The following is a 15456-nucleotide window of genomic DNA, read 5'->3' as shown; positions in this document are numbered from 1 at the left end:
GGGTGGGTTCGCCATTGTGCCGCGCGAACGTGAACTTGCGCTTACAGCGTGCGCGCGATGTCGTGCCCCCGTCGCTTTACGGTTGCTCGACTGCGGCTGTCGACGCGCTTTCACGGCGGCGCCGGCAGCTTCACACGGCGCTTAGGCCAGCGCCACGACCGCGATCTCCACGAGCAGTTGCTGCGACGCCAACTGCGCCTGCACTGTCGCGCGTGTGGGCGCGCAACCTTCGGGCACCCACGCGTCCCACACTTCGTTCATGCCGGCGAAGTCGCGCGCGATATCCGCAAGCCAGACCTGCGCGGAGACGAGCCGCGTCTTGTCGATGCCGGCCTTGGCGAGAAAGCCATCGATTTTCGCGAGCACGGCAGCGGTCTGGACTTTCACGTCGGGCGACGGATCGGCCGACGTCTGGCCGCCCACGAACACGAGCCCGGCGGCTTTCACGACTCGGCTCATGCGCTGATTGGTTTCGATACGAACAATATCGTTCATGTGTCTGCAAGCTCCTTCGCCGTAATGGCGAGACAGGGTGAGGGAATCGAAGGCGTCAGTGCGCGGCGACGCCGGCTAGCGGCGCCTGCACCGCGGGGCGCTCGAAGCGGTCGATCGCGAACGCATCGAGCGAGAGCGAAGGCGCGCCGTCGAGCACGAGTTCGGAAACGAGCTTCCCGCACGCGGGCCCGAGTTGAAAGCCGCTGCCGCAATAGCCGAACGAGTAGTACAGATTCGCGGCACGCCGGCTCGCCGAGATGATCGGCAGCGAGTCGGCCGTGAACGCTTCCACACCGGCCCATGCGCGGTTCACGCCCAGATGGCGCAGATGCGGAAACAGATCGACGACGGTCTGTGCGCTTTTCACGAGCCGCATGAAATCGACTTCGCTGTGCCGCCCCGGCAGATCTGCGATGCCGATCAGCTTGCCGCCGATCACCACAGTGCCGTTGTCGAACTGCTTGAACGAAAGCGGCCGTCCGGTTGCGCCGAGCGTCGCGCGGCAGAAGGGCGCCACGCGGTGCGTAACCATCAGCATCAGACCCTCGGGATAAACGGGCACAGGCTCGCCGGCCTGGCGCGCCAGTTCGCCCGACCACGCGCCCGCCGTGACGAGCAGCTTGCGCGCGGCAAAGGCGCCGCGCGGGGTTTGCGCGATCCAGCGCTCGCCGCGCGGCTCGATGTGCGTGACCGCCGTGCCTTCGTAGAAGCGCGCGCTGTGCTTTTGCGCGGCGAGGCGAAACGCCGTGGTGGTGCGAAAGGGCAGCGCATAGCCGTCGTGCTCGACCCAGATGCCGCCCGTCACGTGCTTCGCCAGTGCCGGTTCGAGTTCGAGCACCGTTTCGCGGTCGATCAGCTTTTCGTGCGTGAAACCGTGCGATTCGAGCAGCGCGACGCGCTCGCGGCACTCTTCCAGTTCGGCCTCGGTCTCGGCAATCTTCAGTTGTCCGGAAGGAACGAAGCCGCCGTCGTCGCCGACGCTGTCGGGTAGCGCGTGCCAGATTTCGCGCGACATGAGCGCAAGCGGAATCTCGGGGAGCGGGCGGCCGAGCGTGCGCACACCGCCCGCGTTCACGCCCGACGAATGTCGGCCCACGTAGTCGGCTTCGAGAACGATCACGCTCGCGCCGCGCCGCGCCATGTGAAAGGCGCTGCTCGAACCGTGCAGGCCGCCGCCGATCACGAGCACATCCGCTTCCTGCACGGCGCTCGTGGGAGGAGTTCGGGCGTCATTCACCGGCGAGTTCTCCGAGCGTGAGCGGCTTGATCGGCGGGCGGATGCGGTAGTAGCCCACCTCGGCTGGCGGCACCTTGCGCGCCTCGGCGATCACTTCGGTCACGGTAAGGCCGCACATGCGGCCCTGGCAGGGGCCCATGCCGCAGCGGCCGAACGACTTCGCCTGGTTCGGGCCGAGGCAGCCGAGGCCGACGAAGCCGCGCAACTCGCCCGCCGTCACTTCTTCGCAGCGGCAGACGATGGTGCTGTCGGCGGGGATGCGGTTTGCGTCACGCGGGCGGTAGAGGCTGTCGAGGAACGGGCGGATGCGCATCACGCGCTCGAGTTCCGCGCGATGGGGGGCCGCCTCGCGATCGCGCGTGGCTGAATCGATCGAGCCTAGCTGTGCGGCGGCGGCGAGCGCCGCAAGCATGCCCTGCTGCGCCGCGGCCTGGGCTCCGCCGATGCCCGCGCCGTCGCCGGCCACGAAGATGCCGGGCACATCGAGTTCGCCCCATGCATCCGTTTGCGGTGTGAAGCAAAGCTGCCCGTTGTCCCAGCGATGCGTAGCGCGCAGCGCCTGCGTGAACTGCGTGTTGGGCACCACGCCCTGGTGCAGCAGGATCACATCGGCCTCGACCCGGTGCGCGCGGCCTTGCGACGTGAACGTGAGTGCAGCGGCGCGCTGCACGCCGTCGCTGCCCTGGTGGCCTTCCACGGCGAGGTCGTCGGCGGCTTCGAAAATGGGAACCTTGGCCTCGCGCAGCGTGCGGATCAGATGCAGGCCTTTGCTCAGGAACGGCCACGAGCGCAGCGCGGCAAGCAGGTGGCGTTTCGCGCGCCAGCGGTCTTCGTGGCGCGTGGTGTCGACGAGCGCGCGAATCGGCACGCCTGCCCGGACGTATTGCCAGCCGAGCAGGTAGAGCAGCGGCCCGCAGCCCGCGAGCACGGGCGGCGAGGCGGGCACTTCGCCCGCGCTCTTGAGCAGGATCTGCGCGGCGCCCGCCGTGAGCACGCCGGGCAGGGTCCAGCCCGGAATGGGAAACGGCCGCTCCAGCGCGCCGCTCGCGAGAATCACGCGCTTGGCCTGGAAACTGCCTACTTTGCCGTCCTTGAGGTAGTGAACGGCATGTTCGCGCGTGACCTGCCAGACGGAGGCATGGGCGACATGCTGCGCGCCGGAGCGCGCGAACGCCTGGACGATGGCGTCGCCCGCCGCGTAGTCGGGGCCCAGTATCTCCTTGCGGCGCGCGTCGGCGCGGCCTATCGCGCGATAGATCTGGCCGCCCACGGCGTCCTGCTCATCGATCAGGACCACCGAGAGTCCGGCGTGCGCCGAACGGGTGGCCGCGCTCATCCCGGCGGGACCGGCGCCGATCACGACGACATCGACGGCTTGCGCATTGAAATCGGCTCTGGCATCGCCTTGATAATCACCGGGCATGAGCGTTCTCCTCGAGCGTGTCGGCATTTGCGCCGGGTTCGGGCGGCAGGTCGCGCGCGCCTTCCTGTGAGCGGATCTGCATGCCCGCGCGCACGGGCACCATGCAGCTCTGGCGGCTCGGCACGCCGTCGATCTCCACGAGGCATTCGAAACACGCGCCCATCATGCAGAACGGCGCGCGCGGCGCACCCGAAACGGGCGTCGCGCGAAAGCGCGATACGCCCGCGGCGAGCAGCGCGGCGGCGACGGAGCGGTCGGCGGGCACGGACAGCGGCTGGCCGTTGAACCAGATATCGACACGCGTTTCGGCGTCGGAGAGTGTCTTGAACAGCGGCGCGGGCGCCTGGGTAGATTGGGCTGTCATGGCAGGATCAGTGAGCGAGGATCGGTTCGGCAGCCGCGTCGGTCGCGAAGCGGCGCGCGGAGAAAGCGGGCAGTTCGGCGGGCATCGGGCCGCCCGTGATCCACGGCGCGATGCGCAGCGCGTGGGCCGCGGCGAGCGTCACGCCGCTATGGCAGGTGACGACGAAGGCACCCGGATGCGCCTCGGACTGGTCGTAGATCGGAAAGCCATCGGGGCTGTACACGCGCAGCGCGGCCCACATGCGTACGAGCCGCACATGGGCGAGCATGGGAAACGCGCGCACGCCGCGCGCCGCGATCTGGCGCAGGATCGGCGTGGTGGTGAAGTCGTTGAAGCCGGCTTCTTCCATCGAGTCGCCGAACTGCACCGTGCCTTCGTCGGTCTGCCGCACATTGATGGTCGGATAGCGCAGAAACGGCTCGACGCGCTCGCTCACGAGTACCTGGCCGCGATTGGGCGCAACGGGGGCATTGAGGCCAACGTGCGGCGCGAGCGCACGGTTGCCGAGGCCGGCCGCGAGCACGACGCGTGCAGCGTGATACACGCCGCGCCGCCCTTGCACGCTGAACCCGCCCGGCCCGGCGGCAATACGCTCGGCGCGCTCGCCCGAGACGAGCCGTACGCCGCGCCGCTGCATGGCGACGTGCAGCGCGCGCAGCAGCTTGAGCGGGTTGACGTGGCCGTCCATTGGCGTATAGCTCGCGCCAACGACCGCGGGCCCGATGCCAGGCAGCCGCTCGCGCAGTTCGGAATGATTTAGCAGTTCGAACGGATAATCGCCGATCTCGGCCTGCAGGGTGGACAGCCGTTTGTGGCGCTCGGCGAGTTCTTCGTCCGAGAAGCAGATATGAAAACCGCCAGGCTGACGCAGCGCGACGTCCACGCGCGCCTCGTCGGCGAGGCTTTGCGCGAGCAGCGGCCAGCGCTGCGCCGAGCTGCGCGACCAGCGCGCGTAGGGCGAAAGGCCGTAACCCTTGCCCTGAATCCAGACGAGGCCGAAGTTGCCGCGCGAGGCGCGAAAGCCGCCGTCGTCCTCGTCGAGCACGGTCACCCGTGCGCCTTCGCGGGCGAGCCCGTAGGCCACGGCGGAGCCGACGAGGCCGCCGCCGATCACGAGCACGTCGGGGCTCGCGGTGGAGTTTTGTGTCATCGGGCTTCTCCGATCAGGATGCGGTCCAGCCCAACCATGCGATCGAGCAGCAGCATCAGCAGGATCGTGCCGACGATCAGCACCGCCGACACAGAGGTGACGAGCGGATCGATCGTCTGCGCGATCTGGTTGTACATGGCGACGGGCAGCGTGGTGGTGCCTGGCGTCGCGACGAAAATGGTCATGGTGAGCTCGTCGAAGCTCTGGATGAACGACAGCACCCAGCCGCCCGCCACGCCCGTGCGGATCATCGGCAGTACTACGCGGCGGAATGCCGTGAAGCGGCTCGCACCGCAGGAAAGCGCCGCGCGCTCGGCGTCGCGATCGAGGCCGACCGCCGAAGAAAGCGCGAGACGCAGCGCATACGGCAGCACGATCACCACGTGGGCGGCGACGAGCGCCCAGAACGAGCCGTTCAGGTTCAGCAGCGAGAGAAAGCGCAGAAACGCGATGCCGAGCACCACGGCAGGAATCATCATCGGCGAGAGGAAAAAACTCACCAGTGCGCCGCGGCCCGGAAAACGGTAGCGCGCGATGGCGAGTGCGGCAGGCACCGCGAGCGCCACGCCGATGGTGGCCGCGGCGAACGCGAGGCGCACCGAGAGCCAGAAAGCCGAGACGATGTCGCCGTTCAGCCAGATCGCGCGAAACCAGCGCAGCGAGGCGCCGTCGAACGGCATGGAGATATAGCCCTTGTCCGTGAAGGCCACGAGCAGCACCACGACGATCGGCGCGAGCATGAAGGCGAGAAAGAGCGCGTTGAATGCGAGCCCAAGGAATCCGTTGCGTTTCATTGCGGAGCCCCTTCAGTCGAAGATGTGCTTGAAACGGCGTTCGGCGAGACGGCTGCAGCCCATCACGATCGCCACGTTGGCGATCAGCAGCAGCACGGCAATGCTCGCGCCCAACGGCCAGTTCAGGGTGCCGAGGAACTCGTCGTAGGCGGCCGTGGCGACGACCTTCAGACGTCGTCCGCCGATCAGCGCGGGCGTGGCGAATGCGGAGGCCGAAAGCGCGAACACGATGATCGAACCCGAGAGCACGCCCGGCATGATCTGCGGCAGGATCACGCGGCGGAACACGCGCAGTGGCGAGGCGCCGAGCGAGCGCCCGGCCCATTCCACCTGCGGATCGAGCTTTTGCAGCGTCGCCCAGACCGACATCACCATGAACGGCACGAGCACGTGTGTGAGCGCGATGATGGTGCCCGTCATGGTAAAGACGAGGCGAATGGGCTCGTCAGTGATGTGGAGTGCCTGCAGCGCGTTGTTGAGCACGCCGTTATTGCCCAGCAGGATTTGCCAGCCGAGCGTTCGCACCACCACCGAGATCAGCAGCGGCCCGAGCACGATCAGCAGGCAAACCGACTGCCAGGGTCTGCGCATGCGCGCGAGCACCAGCGTTTCGGGCACGCCCAGCACGACGGAAAGCAGCGTGACGGCGAATGCGAGTCCGGCAGTGCGCAGGAAGATTTCGCCGTAGTAGGGATCGCTCAGGACCTCCAGGTAATTGGTGACGGTCCAGGCGCGTTGCACACCCGCGATGTCGCTGAAAACATGAAACGAGAGCACGAAGGTGAGCAGAAGCGGCACCAGCAGCAGCGCGAGAAAAAGCAGCAGCGCAGGGGCGGAGAGCAGCCACGGCGCGGCGCCCGCGCGCGAGTCGTCAAGCGTTGCCATGGGTGCCCTCCCGCGTGAGCACGCGCAGATCGTCGTCGGTCCAGGCGAGTCCCACTTCGTGGCCTTCCTCGGGCGGCGGTGCGCCGTGGTTGGGCTGTGCGACGTGGAGCTTGCCGAGTGAGGTTTCCACCGCGAGCAGCCATTGATTGCCGACGAACACGCGCGTCGTCACACGCCCTCTGAGGCGCGCGTCGCCGTTGGCCAGATGCACTTTTTCGGGGCGGATGTACACGTTCACGGCGCCCGCCACGTCGCGGCCTTCATGGGGCACGTGCAGCATCGTTCCGCCGACCTCGACCTCGGCGCAGCGCGGATTGCGGCGCAGCACTTCGCCAGCGAGCGTGTTGGTGCGGCCAAGGAAGGTGGAAGCGAAGGGCGTGGCCGGGCGCTCGTAAGCATCGAACGGCGTGCTCAGTTGAGCGATGGTGCCGCGGTGCATAACGGCGATACGGTCGCTCATCGTCATCGCTTCCACCTGGTCGTGCGTGACGAGCAGGGTCGTGATGCCAAGGCGTTTCTGGATCGCGCGCAGCTCGATATGCATCTCTTCGCGTAGCTTGGCGTCGAGGTTCGACATCGGCTCGTCGAGCAGCAAGAGTTCGGGCTGCATCGCAAGGGCGCGGGCGATCGCCACGCGCTGGCGCTGGCCGCCCGACAGCTCCTTCGGGTAGCGCGCGTCGAGCCCGCGCAGACGCACGAGTTCGAGCGCCTCGGCAATGCGCTCCGCGCGTTGCGCACGCTTCATCTTCTGCATCTCGAGACCGAAGCCCACGTTGCCGGCCACGGTCATGTGCGGAAAGAGCGCATAGCTTTGGAACACCACGCCGATGCCGCGCTTCTCCGGCCGTTCGTTTGTGATGTCGCGGCCGTCCAGCATGATGCGGCCCGTGCTCGGCGTAACGAAGCCCGCGATCATCTGCAGCGTGGTCGTCTTGCCGCAACCCGAGGGACCGAGCAGCGAAAGAAACTCGCCGCGCTCGACCGAGAGGTCGAGTTGCTCGATCGCCGTGAAGTCGCCGTAGCGCTTCGAGATGCCTTGCAGGGTGAGGAAGCTCATGAGCGTCGGTCCTCGCTGTGCGTTGGGTGCGGGGCGGAGAGCGCGCGCATCAGCGCTCGACCGAACGGTTCCAGCGCTCGGTCCACTCGGTGCGATGCTCGTTGATGGTGGTCCAGTCCATCGCCGTGAGCTTCGCGATCTGGTCAGGACCGTAAGGCACGCGCGCGGCCACTTCAGGCGTGAGCTTGACGTTCTTGTTGACGGGGCCGAGGCCGATGTCCGCCGCCTGCTGCGCCTGCACCTCGGGGCTCAACAGGAACTGGATGAACTGCTGCGAGAGCTGCGGCTGGGCGTTCTGGGCAATGGAGCACGCGGCCACCTGCAGCGCCACGCCGCCTTCCTTCGGGTAGATGAACTTGAGCGGGAAGCCGGTGTTTTGCAGTGCCACCGCGCGGCCGCTGCCGTAAGGCGCGATGATCACGTCGCCGGACTGCATGAGGCCGTCCATTTCGCCGGGCGTGGGTGCCCACGAAAGCACGTTGGGCGCGACCTGCTTCGTCATGGCCTTGAAGCCGGGGTCGATGTCCCTCTCGCCGCCGCCGTTCAGGCGCGCGAGCATCACGAGCGTATGCAGGCCGTAAGTGTTGGTGATGGGCGGCACGCCGAGCTTGCCCTTCACGCGCGCGTCTTCGAGCGACTTCCACGAATCGGGCGCGGGCAGGCCGAGCTTTTTGAACGCCTGTTCGTTATAGCCGATGCCGGTCGCCACCATGCCCACGCCCACGGCGGTCGGGCCGATGTGCGCGAGCGGATAGAGGTCCTTCATGACCGGGGCGTCGTCGAGCTTGCCGCACAGGCCGAGTTGCATCGCCTGATACATCGGGCCGTCGTCCATCACGGCGACGTTGATCTGCTCGTGGCCCTTTTGGGCCTGGAGCTTGGCGAGCGTGTCGCTCGAATTGCCCGCTACGTACACGATCTTGACGTCATGCGCCTTTTCGAACGCCGGGATGATCTTCTGACGATAGAGCTGCTCGTTGGAGCCGCCGACGTTGGCGACATACAGCGTGGTTTCGGCCTGGGCGAGCGAGGCCGCGGCGAGCGTGCCGGCGACGGCAAGTGCGACGAATGCGGCTTTGGGAGGGAAGGTTGAACGACGGCGCATCGCGGCTCTCATGACGACGATCTCCATTCGAATGTGGGGAGCGGCGAACCGGACAGTGCGCCGATGCATCGCAGTCTGTGCCGGGCTGGCCATATCGTCCAATACGAATAAAATGCCAACCTATACGGGAATGATATGGACCAGGGTTAGGCCCTGGCGCACGAATCAGGGTTAAGCCCAGGAGAGATCACCTTGAATCTGAAGCACGTCGAGGCGTTTCGCGCGGTGATGGTGTCAGGCTCGATGACGGCCGCCGCGAAGGCGCTCTACACCTCCCAGCCCAACGTGAGCCGCCTGATCGGGCAACTGGAGCGCGAGACCGGGCTTACGCTGTTTCAGCGCGTGGGCATCCGCCTGATTCCCACGAGCGAGGGCAATGCGTTTTTTCGCGAAGTCGAGCGCGCGTACGTGGGCCTGCAGGGACTCAGTAACGCCGCCGCGCAAATCCGCAATCTCGGCAGCGGGCGTTTGCGCATTGCCGCCATGCCTTCCGCGGGGCTCACGCTCGTGCCACACGCCATCGACAAGTTTCGCCGCCTCTTTCCGGGCGTGACGGTCTCGCTGCACGTGAATACGTCGGGCACGGTGAACCACTGGACCGGTTCGCAGTTCTGCGATCTGGGTGTGGCGGTGTACATCAGCGAAGCGTCGAACTGCGAGGTCGAACTGCTTTCGAAGGTTGCGGCCGTCTGCGTGATGCCTGCCACGCATGCGCTCGCGAAAAAGGCCACGATCCGGCCTGCCGACCTGGAAGGTGAATCGTTCATCTCGCTGTGCCACGGCGACGGCACGCGTACGCAAATGGACGAAGTGTTCCAGCGTGCGGGTGTAGAGCGCGTGCTCGCCATCGAGGCCCAGTACACGGCGATCTGCTGCGAGATGGTCCGCTGCGGCATGGGCGTGACGCTCGCGCATCCCATCGTCGCGCGCGATTTCGCGGGGCCGGACATCGCGATCCGGCCGTTCTCGCCGGCGGTGCTGTTCCCCACATACCTGCTGTTTCCGCCGAATCGGCCGCGCGAGCGTCTCGTGGCCGAATTCGTCGAGGTGCTTCGCGAGCACCACGACGGTTTGATTGCGCAGATGAAAACCGCCGATCGCGAGCCCGCGCGCAAACGCGCGAAGAAAGCGGCGGCTTGACGGTGGCTTGAGGCGCGCGCTCAGGCGTTGCTCTTCGCGCCGCGCTTCTTCTGCGCCGCGCGCTCCACGAGATGTTCGACCATGCGCTGCGCCGCGGGCTGAAGCGTGTCGAACGCACGAAAGCAGACGATGAAACGCCGCCGCGCCCAGGCGTCGGTGAGGGGAATGGTGTGCACGTCCATGATGCGCCGGTAGGTGTTGCTCACCTCCTGGGGCACGACGCTGATGCCGAGATTGGCGGCCACCACGCGAAACGCAGCGTCGAGCGTCGAGACCACCGCGCGATAGGCGACCGTGCGCCCGCCGCGCGCCGCCGACTGCCGCAGCATCGTATGCACGGCCGTGGAGGTCGGCAGGCCCACGTGCTCGTAATCGAGCGTTTCCTCGAAGGCAATCGTACGGCGTTTCGCGAGCGGGTGCTCGGGATGCACGGCGAGCACCAGCCGGTCTTCGCGCCAGGGGCGCGATTGCAGCCCCCCGAGATCAACGTTGTCCCAGCACACGCCTAGCGAGGCCGCGCCGTCGCGCACACGTTCCACGAGTTCGTGCGAGGTACGCTCTTCCACGTTCACGCGAATGTTCTTGTAGGCAGGCAAGCGCATGAACGACGCGAGATCGTCGAGCAGGGCCTCGGCAATCGCGGAGGCCGAGGCGCACACGCTCACGCTGCCCGAGAGGCCGCTGCCGAGCGCGGCGACGTCGCTGGCCGCGCGCTCGAGCGTGAAGATCACGCTGCGCGCGTGTTCGAGCAGAGCGACGCCTGCCGCTGTGGGTTGCACGCCGCGGCGCGAGCGTGTGAGCAGCGGCACGCCGAATTCGCTTTCGAGCTGGGCGATGCGCTTGCTGATGGCCGAGGGCTCGATGTGTTCCTCGCGCGCCGCGCGCCCCATGTTGCCGTACTCGCACACGCTCACGAGAAGGCGCAGGGTCTTGAGGTCGATGTCGTGCACGGTGTCTCCTGACTGCGTTCTGTACGTTTCCAGATTGGAATCCTAAAGCTTCCAAAATACCGCTTTATGTATTTTGCGGAATGCCTAAAGTTAGCACATCGCTGGAGACAACAACGGAGACACCCTCATGCCCCCATTACCTCAATGGGCCCGGACGCGCGCCGTGATACGCGAGGTCGGCCTGCGCGACGGCCTGCAGAGCATCCAGACGGTGCTGCCGACCGAACACAAGATCGAATGGATCCGCGCCGCGCACGAAGCCGGCCAGCGCGAGATCGAAGTGGGTTCGTTCGTGCCTGCGCGCCTCCTGCCGCAACTCGCGGACACGGCGGAACTCGTCGCTTACGCAAAGACGCTGCCGGACCTCTTCGTCTCGGTGCTCGTGCCGAACCTGAAGGGCGCCGAGCGAGCGCTGGACTCGCAAGCGGACCTGCTGCTCGTGCCCCTTTCCGCGAGTGTGGCGCATAGCCTCGCGAACCTGCGCAAGACGCCCGATGAAGTCGTGGCCGAAGTGGCGCGCATCCGCGCCGCGCGCGACGCGAGCGGCGCGAAGACGCTGATCGAAGGCGGCATCGGCACGGCGTTCGGCTGCACGCTGCAAGGGCGCGTCGAACCCGCCGACGTGCTGCGCTGCATGCAGGCGCTGCTCGACGCGGGCGCGGACCGCGTGAGCCTCGCCGACACCGTGGGCTACGCCAATCCCGCCGCCGTGCGCGAACTCTTCGAGGCCGCGCGCGAGATCGCGGGCGAGCGGCTGTGCTGCGCGCATTTTCACGACACGCGCGGCCTCGCGCTCGCCAACGTCTATGCGGCGCTGGAGGCGGGCGTCACGCGCTTCGACGCCACGCTCGGCGGCATCGGCGGCTGTCCGCATGCGCCGGGCGCGAGCGGCAATGCATCGAGCGAAGACCTCGCGTTCATGCTCGCCGACATGGGCATCGATACCGGCATCGACATCGAACGGCTGCTGGCGCTGCGCACGCGCGTGGCCCAGTGGCTGGCGGGCGAAACGCTGCACGGCACGCTCTGGCGCGCCGGCCTGCCGAAGACGTTTGGCGCAATTGCACAGCACGTCTGACTAGTTTGAGATCCTTATGAATACGCAAAACCGTTTGCCGCTCGAAGGCGTGCGCGTCGTCGAATTCACGCACATGGTCATGGGCCCAACCTGCGGGATGATCCTCGCGGACCTGGGCGCCGAAGTCATCAAGATCGAACCGCCCGGCGGCGACAAGACGCGCAACTTGCCGGGCCTCGGCATCGGCTTTTTCCGCTCGTTCAACCGCAACAAGAAGAGCGTGGTGCTCGACATCAACACCGAGTCGGGCCGCGCGGCAGCCGTCGAGCTGATCGGCGAGTGCGACGTGATGCTCGAAAACTTCCGGCCCGGCTTGATGAAAAAGTTCGGCCTCGATTACGTCACGCTCTCGCAGCGGTACCCGCGCCTCATTTACGTCTCGCACAAGGGCTTTTTGCCCGGCCCTTATGAAAAGCGTCTCGCGCTCGACGAAGTCGTGCAGATGATGGGCGGCCTCTCGTATATGACCGGGCCTGCGGGGCGGCCGCTGCGCGCGGGGACATCGGTGAACGACATCATGGGCGGCATGTTCGGTGCGATCGGCGTGCTGGCCGCGCTGCGCGAGCGCGACGCGACCGGGCGCGGCCAGGAGGTGCAGAGCGCATTGTTCGAGAACTGCGTGTTCCTGAGCGCGCAGCACATGCAGCAGTACGCCATGACGCACGAAGCGCCGCCGCCCATGCCTTCGCGCGTGTCGGCGTGGAGCGTGTACGACGTGTTCACGCTTGCCGAAGGCGAACAGCTCTTCATCGGCGCGGTGAGCGACAAGCAGTTCGTGACGCTGTGCGACGTGATCGGCTGCCCGCAGCTCGCCAACGAGCCGCACTTCGCGAACAACGCGCTGCGCGTGGCGGTGCGGCCCGAACTGCTCGAGCGTCTCGGCGCCGTGCTCGCCACGCAGCAGGTGGCCGAACTCATGCCGCGTCTCGAAGCGGCCGGCATTCCGTACGCGCCGATCGTGCGCCCCGACCAGCTGCTCGACGACCCGCACCTCAAGGCGAGCGGCGGACTCGTGCCGATGCAGACCGACGACGGCGGCATGACCGAAGTCGTACTGCTGCCGCTCATGATGGGCGGTCGCCGTCCCGGCGTGCGTCAGCCGCTAGCAAAGGTGGGCGAGCATACCGAAGCGGTGCTGGCGGGCCTGAAGTCACACGCAGCGCCCTGAGCGAGCGGCAGACGAAGTAGAAGCAGTAGGTTCGCAGTTCCCCCGCCGGTCTGCCATACGGTTGCGCGTGCCACGAGCCGGCAGAAGCTCGCACGCGCCGCACGCTCGCGGCCCCGGCGTTCACAAGAATGACGCCCGGCGAGGCGTCGTCACGGAGACAAGCATGCAACGAACCCTCGGCGCGGACGCCCCGCTCGACGCCGTCACGGCCCCACCCACAGGCAATCGCGCAGCGGCAGCGCTTTCCGCGCGGCTCGACCGGCTGCCCGCCACGCGCCAGCTCTGGCTGCTGGTCATGCTGATCTCGCTGGGCGGCTTCTTCGAGGTCTACGATCTCATCTTCACGGGCTATATCGCCCCGGGCATGGCAAAAAGCGGCATGCTGCAAACCACCACGCATGCATTCTTCGGCTTCGACGGCATCGGGGCCTTCGTCGCCGCGACCTTCGCGGGGCTTTTCGTCGGCACCTTCTGCTTCGGCTGGTTGCCCGACCGATTCGGACGACGAAGCGTCTTTACGTTCTCGCTGCTCTGGTATTCGGTGGGCTCGGTGGCGATGGCGTTTCAGCATACCTCGCAGGGGCTGATCCTGTGGCGCTTCATCACCGGCATCGGCGTGGGCATCGAGATCGTCACCATCGACAGCTATGTCACGGAACTGGTCCCGCAGCAGATGCGCGGCCGCGCCATGGCGCTGAATCAGGCGATCATGTTTGCTGCGGCGCCCATTTCGGCGCTGCTGTCGTGGTGGCTCGTGCCGCAGGCGCCGCTCGGTCTCGACGGCTGGCGCTGGGTCGTGCTCGCCGGATCGCTTGGTGCGGCCATCGTGTGGTTCGTGCGCCGCGCCGTGCCGGAAAGCCCGCGCTGGCTCGTCACGCACGGTCAAACCGAAGCGGCCGAACGGGTGATCGCGCAGATGGAGCAACGCGCCTTGCGCGAAAGCGGCAAGGTCCTGCCGGAGCCTTCGCCGACGCTCGTGCTGCCCGCGCACCGGCGCGCTTCGCTCGCGGAACTCTGGAAGCCGCCGTATCGGGCGCGCCTCATCATGCTGATCGCGTTCAACCTGTGCCAGGCCGTGGGCTATTACGGCTTCGCGAACTGGGTGCCCACGCTCCTGATCGGGCAGGGCGTGACCGTCACCAAGAGCCTGCTCTATGCGGTCGTGATCGCCATTGCGCTGCCGTGCGGGCCGCTGCTCGCGATGCTTGTGGCCGATCGCATCGAGCGCAAGTGGCTCATCGTCGGTTCGGCCTTTGCGGTGATCGTGTTCGGCTTGCTGTTCTCGCAGGCGCGCGGGCCGCTCGCGCTCATTTCGCTCGGTGTCCTGATCAGTCTGGCGGGGCAGACCATATCTGTGTGCTATCACGCTTATCAGGCTGAGCTTTTCCCCACTGCGGTGCGGTGCAGCGCTAACGGCATCGTTTATTCCGCGAGCCGCGTGGGCGCGATGATGTCGGGTTTCCTCATCGCCGCGTTGCTGCGCGATTTTGGCGTGAGCGGTGTGTTCGCCGGCATCACCGTGTGCATGCTCGCGGTGATGATTTCGATCGGCGGATTCGGGCCGCGCACGAATGGCGTTCGGCTGGAAGAACTTTCGGCTTGAGTTGCCAGGCAAGGAGGCGCGCCGGCTGGCACGCCTGCGAAGGCAACGCTCAGGCTGCGGCGATCACGTCGATGCGCAGCGTCGGACCGCCTGCTGCGATTTCGAGCAGACGATCGACGTTCGGGTGTGCGCCCGGACGGTTGCTCGCGTCGGCGGTGTGCTCGGCGAATACGGCGAGGCCATGCTCGGCGGCGTTGGAGTCGAGCGTGCCGAAAGCTTCGCGCAGATAGTGGTAGACCGCGAGTGAGCCCTGCTTGCCGGGCTTGTTTTCGATGCTCGCGGCGATGTTGCCCTGAGCGTCCACGAGATCGATGCGCTCGATGCCGTCGATGCCCGGCAGCAGTGCGAGATTGTCCTTGAAGACGGCGCCCGGTTGAATTGCCTGAATCACTGAAAACACTCCGTTGGTTCGAAAAATGGCTTTTGTGGAGCCGTATCTTAGCCGATTGGGGCGTGCGCCGTCGGGCATCGGGCTCGATGTGGCGATTTCCTGTGAAAGGCTACTGTAAATCTCGCGGTGCCATTTCGGACTCGAGGCCCTGTCGCGCAAGTTGATCGAAAACGCACTAGCGCTTAGGCTCACGAATGACGAGCCGCTCGATACGCATGCGCCCGGGTGGCTCGAAGTAAGTTCCGAACCGAACCAGCCCGGCCTTCCGGAGATGGCAGACCATCGTAAAGCTCACCAGAAGCCCTGGATCGGGCTTGTCGCTGATCTCGATGTCAATCGAACGCAGACGTGGCTCGAAGTTGAGCAGCGTCTTCTCCATCTGGTTGCGCAAATCGTGGACTGACGCTGGCAGGTTCTTGTAGACGTCGGTCAGGTCCGGCAATCCGAAGTCGGGCACATGCTTGAGCGCACCCGCACGCGTGTTCAGGATTCGCCCAATGTTTGCCTGGACGCTCAGGATTTCGAGCGTATTGTCATCATGGTTTTCGAGTGCCTCGCCATTGATGTGGCCAAGCAGCATGTCATAGAGGGACGGGCCTGTCGGCATGGCGAGGGC

At 66.5% G+C, this 15456-nt stretch carries 16 protein-coding genes; 4 read left to right on the top strand and 12 right to left on the bottom strand.

Annotated elements, in window-relative coordinates; genetic code table 11:
* Window positions 1-141: 141 nt before the first annotated feature.
* Genes AB4Y36_RS35015 through AB4Y36_RS34975 form a run of 9 tightly spaced genes read right to left on the bottom strand, consistent with a single transcriptional unit; the run spans window position 142 to window position 8522 of the window.
* Window positions 142-495 carry a RidA family protein gene (locus AB4Y36_RS35015; RefSeq protein WP_368685415.1) on the bottom strand — a complete coding sequence of 118 codons (354 nt, stop codon included), beginning with the start codon at window positions 493-495 and terminating at the stop codon, window positions 142-144.
* Between the two features lie 55 nt (window positions 496-550).
* Window positions 551-1732 (bottom strand): NAD(P)/FAD-dependent oxidoreductase, encoded by a 1182-nt coding sequence (locus AB4Y36_RS35010; protein ID WP_368685414.1) that lies wholly within the window; start codon window positions 1730-1732, stop codon window positions 551-553.
* Window positions 1725-3155, bottom strand: coding sequence for an FAD-dependent oxidoreductase (locus AB4Y36_RS35005; RefSeq protein WP_368685413.1), 1431 nt, complete (start codon window positions 3153-3155; stop codon window positions 1725-1727). The genes AB4Y36_RS35010 and AB4Y36_RS35005 overlap by 8 nt, the downstream gene beginning before the upstream one ends.
* The gene (locus tag AB4Y36_RS35000; RefSeq protein ID WP_133179410.1) at window positions 3145-3519 is read right to left on the bottom strand and encodes a (2Fe-2S)-binding protein; all 375 of its coding nucleotides are present in this window, start codon (window positions 3517-3519) and stop codon (window positions 3145-3147) included. Before AB4Y36_RS35000 ends, AB4Y36_RS35005 begins: the two co-directional genes overlap by 11 nt.
* Before the next feature lie 7 nt (window positions 3520-3526).
* Window positions 3527-4669, bottom strand: coding sequence for an FAD-binding oxidoreductase (locus tag AB4Y36_RS34995; RefSeq protein ID WP_069263657.1), 1143 nt, complete (start codon window positions 4667-4669; stop codon window positions 3527-3529).
* Entirely contained in the window at window positions 4666-5463 is a 798-nt protein-coding gene (locus tag AB4Y36_RS34990) for an ABC transporter permease (protein ID WP_342948888.1), read from the bottom strand. The genes AB4Y36_RS34995 and AB4Y36_RS34990 overlap by 4 nt, the downstream gene beginning before the upstream one ends.
* Window positions 5464-5475: 12 nt before the next feature.
* Window positions 5476-6348 (bottom strand): ABC transporter permease, encoded by an 873-nt coding sequence (locus AB4Y36_RS34985; RefSeq protein WP_069263661.1) that lies wholly within the window; start codon window positions 6346-6348, stop codon window positions 5476-5478.
* Window positions 6335-7405, bottom strand: coding sequence for an ABC transporter ATP-binding protein (locus tag AB4Y36_RS34980; protein WP_368685412.1), 1071 nt, complete (start codon window positions 7403-7405; stop codon window positions 6335-6337). The genes AB4Y36_RS34985 and AB4Y36_RS34980 overlap by 14 nt, the downstream gene beginning before the upstream one ends.
* Window positions 7406-7454: 49 nt before the next feature.
* Window positions 7455-8522, bottom strand: a complete 1068-nt coding sequence (locus tag AB4Y36_RS34975; protein ID WP_368685411.1) for an ABC transporter substrate-binding protein — start codon at window positions 8520-8522, stop codon at window positions 7455-7457.
* Between the two features lie 180 nt (window positions 8523-8702).
* Here AB4Y36_RS34975 and AB4Y36_RS34970 point away from each other — a divergent pair, with 180 nt between their 5' ends.
* Entirely contained in the window at window positions 8703-9650 is a 948-nt protein-coding gene (locus AB4Y36_RS34970; protein WP_069263667.1) for a LysR substrate-binding domain-containing protein, read from the top strand.
* 20 nt (window positions 9651-9670) lie between these two features.
* On the opposite strand, the gene AB4Y36_RS34965 is transcribed toward AB4Y36_RS34970, so the two are convergent.
* Window positions 9671-10600 carry a LysR family transcriptional regulator gene (locus AB4Y36_RS34965; RefSeq protein ID WP_368618657.1) on the bottom strand — a complete coding sequence of 310 codons (930 nt, stop codon included), beginning with the start codon at window positions 10598-10600 and terminating at the stop codon, window positions 9671-9673.
* A gap of 127 nt (window positions 10601-10727) precedes the next feature.
* On the opposite strand from AB4Y36_RS34965, the gene AB4Y36_RS34960 reads away from it, so the two are divergent.
* The 3 genes from AB4Y36_RS34960 (at window position 10728) to AB4Y36_RS34950 (ending at window position 14449) form a co-directional block, all read left to right on the top strand.
* Window positions 10728-11678 (top strand): hydroxymethylglutaryl-CoA lyase, encoded by a 951-nt coding sequence (locus tag AB4Y36_RS34960; protein ID WP_368685410.1) that lies wholly within the window; start codon window positions 10728-10730, stop codon window positions 11676-11678.
* 16 nt (window positions 11679-11694) lie between these two features.
* Window positions 11695-12846 carry a CaiB/BaiF CoA-transferase family protein gene (locus tag AB4Y36_RS34955; RefSeq protein WP_342948884.1) on the top strand — a complete coding sequence of 384 codons (1152 nt, stop codon included), beginning with the start codon at window positions 11695-11697 and terminating at the stop codon, window positions 12844-12846.
* A gap of 163 nt (window positions 12847-13009) precedes the next feature.
* Window positions 13010-14449, top strand: a complete 1440-nt coding sequence (locus AB4Y36_RS34950; RefSeq protein ID WP_368685409.1) for an MFS transporter — start codon at window positions 13010-13012, stop codon at window positions 14447-14449.
* Window positions 14450-14498: 49 nt separating this feature from the next.
* Here AB4Y36_RS34950 and AB4Y36_RS34945 read toward each other — a convergent pair whose 3' ends face one another.
* Both AB4Y36_RS34945 and tssE read right to left on the bottom strand, forming a co-directional pair.
* Window positions 14499-14837, bottom strand: a complete 339-nt coding sequence (locus AB4Y36_RS34945) for a DUF2322 family protein (RefSeq protein ID WP_342949096.1) — start codon at window positions 14835-14837, stop codon at window positions 14499-14501.
* A gap of 178 nt (window positions 14838-15015) precedes the next feature.
* Window positions 15016-15447 carry a type VI secretion system baseplate subunit TssE gene (gene tssE, locus AB4Y36_RS34940; protein ID WP_368685408.1) on the bottom strand — a complete coding sequence of 144 codons (432 nt, stop codon included), beginning with the start codon at window positions 15445-15447 and terminating at the stop codon, window positions 15016-15018.
* Between the last annotated feature and the right edge of the window lie 9 nt (window positions 15448-15456).

Source organism: Paraburkholderia sp. BR10936 (assembly GCF_040965735.1).
Classification (GTDB): domain Bacteria; phylum Pseudomonadota; class Gammaproteobacteria; order Burkholderiales; family Burkholderiaceae; genus Paraburkholderia; species Paraburkholderia nodosa_A.
The sequence above is the reverse complement of the archived record's forward strand: the minus strand, read 5'-3'. Positions and strand labels throughout refer to the sequence as shown.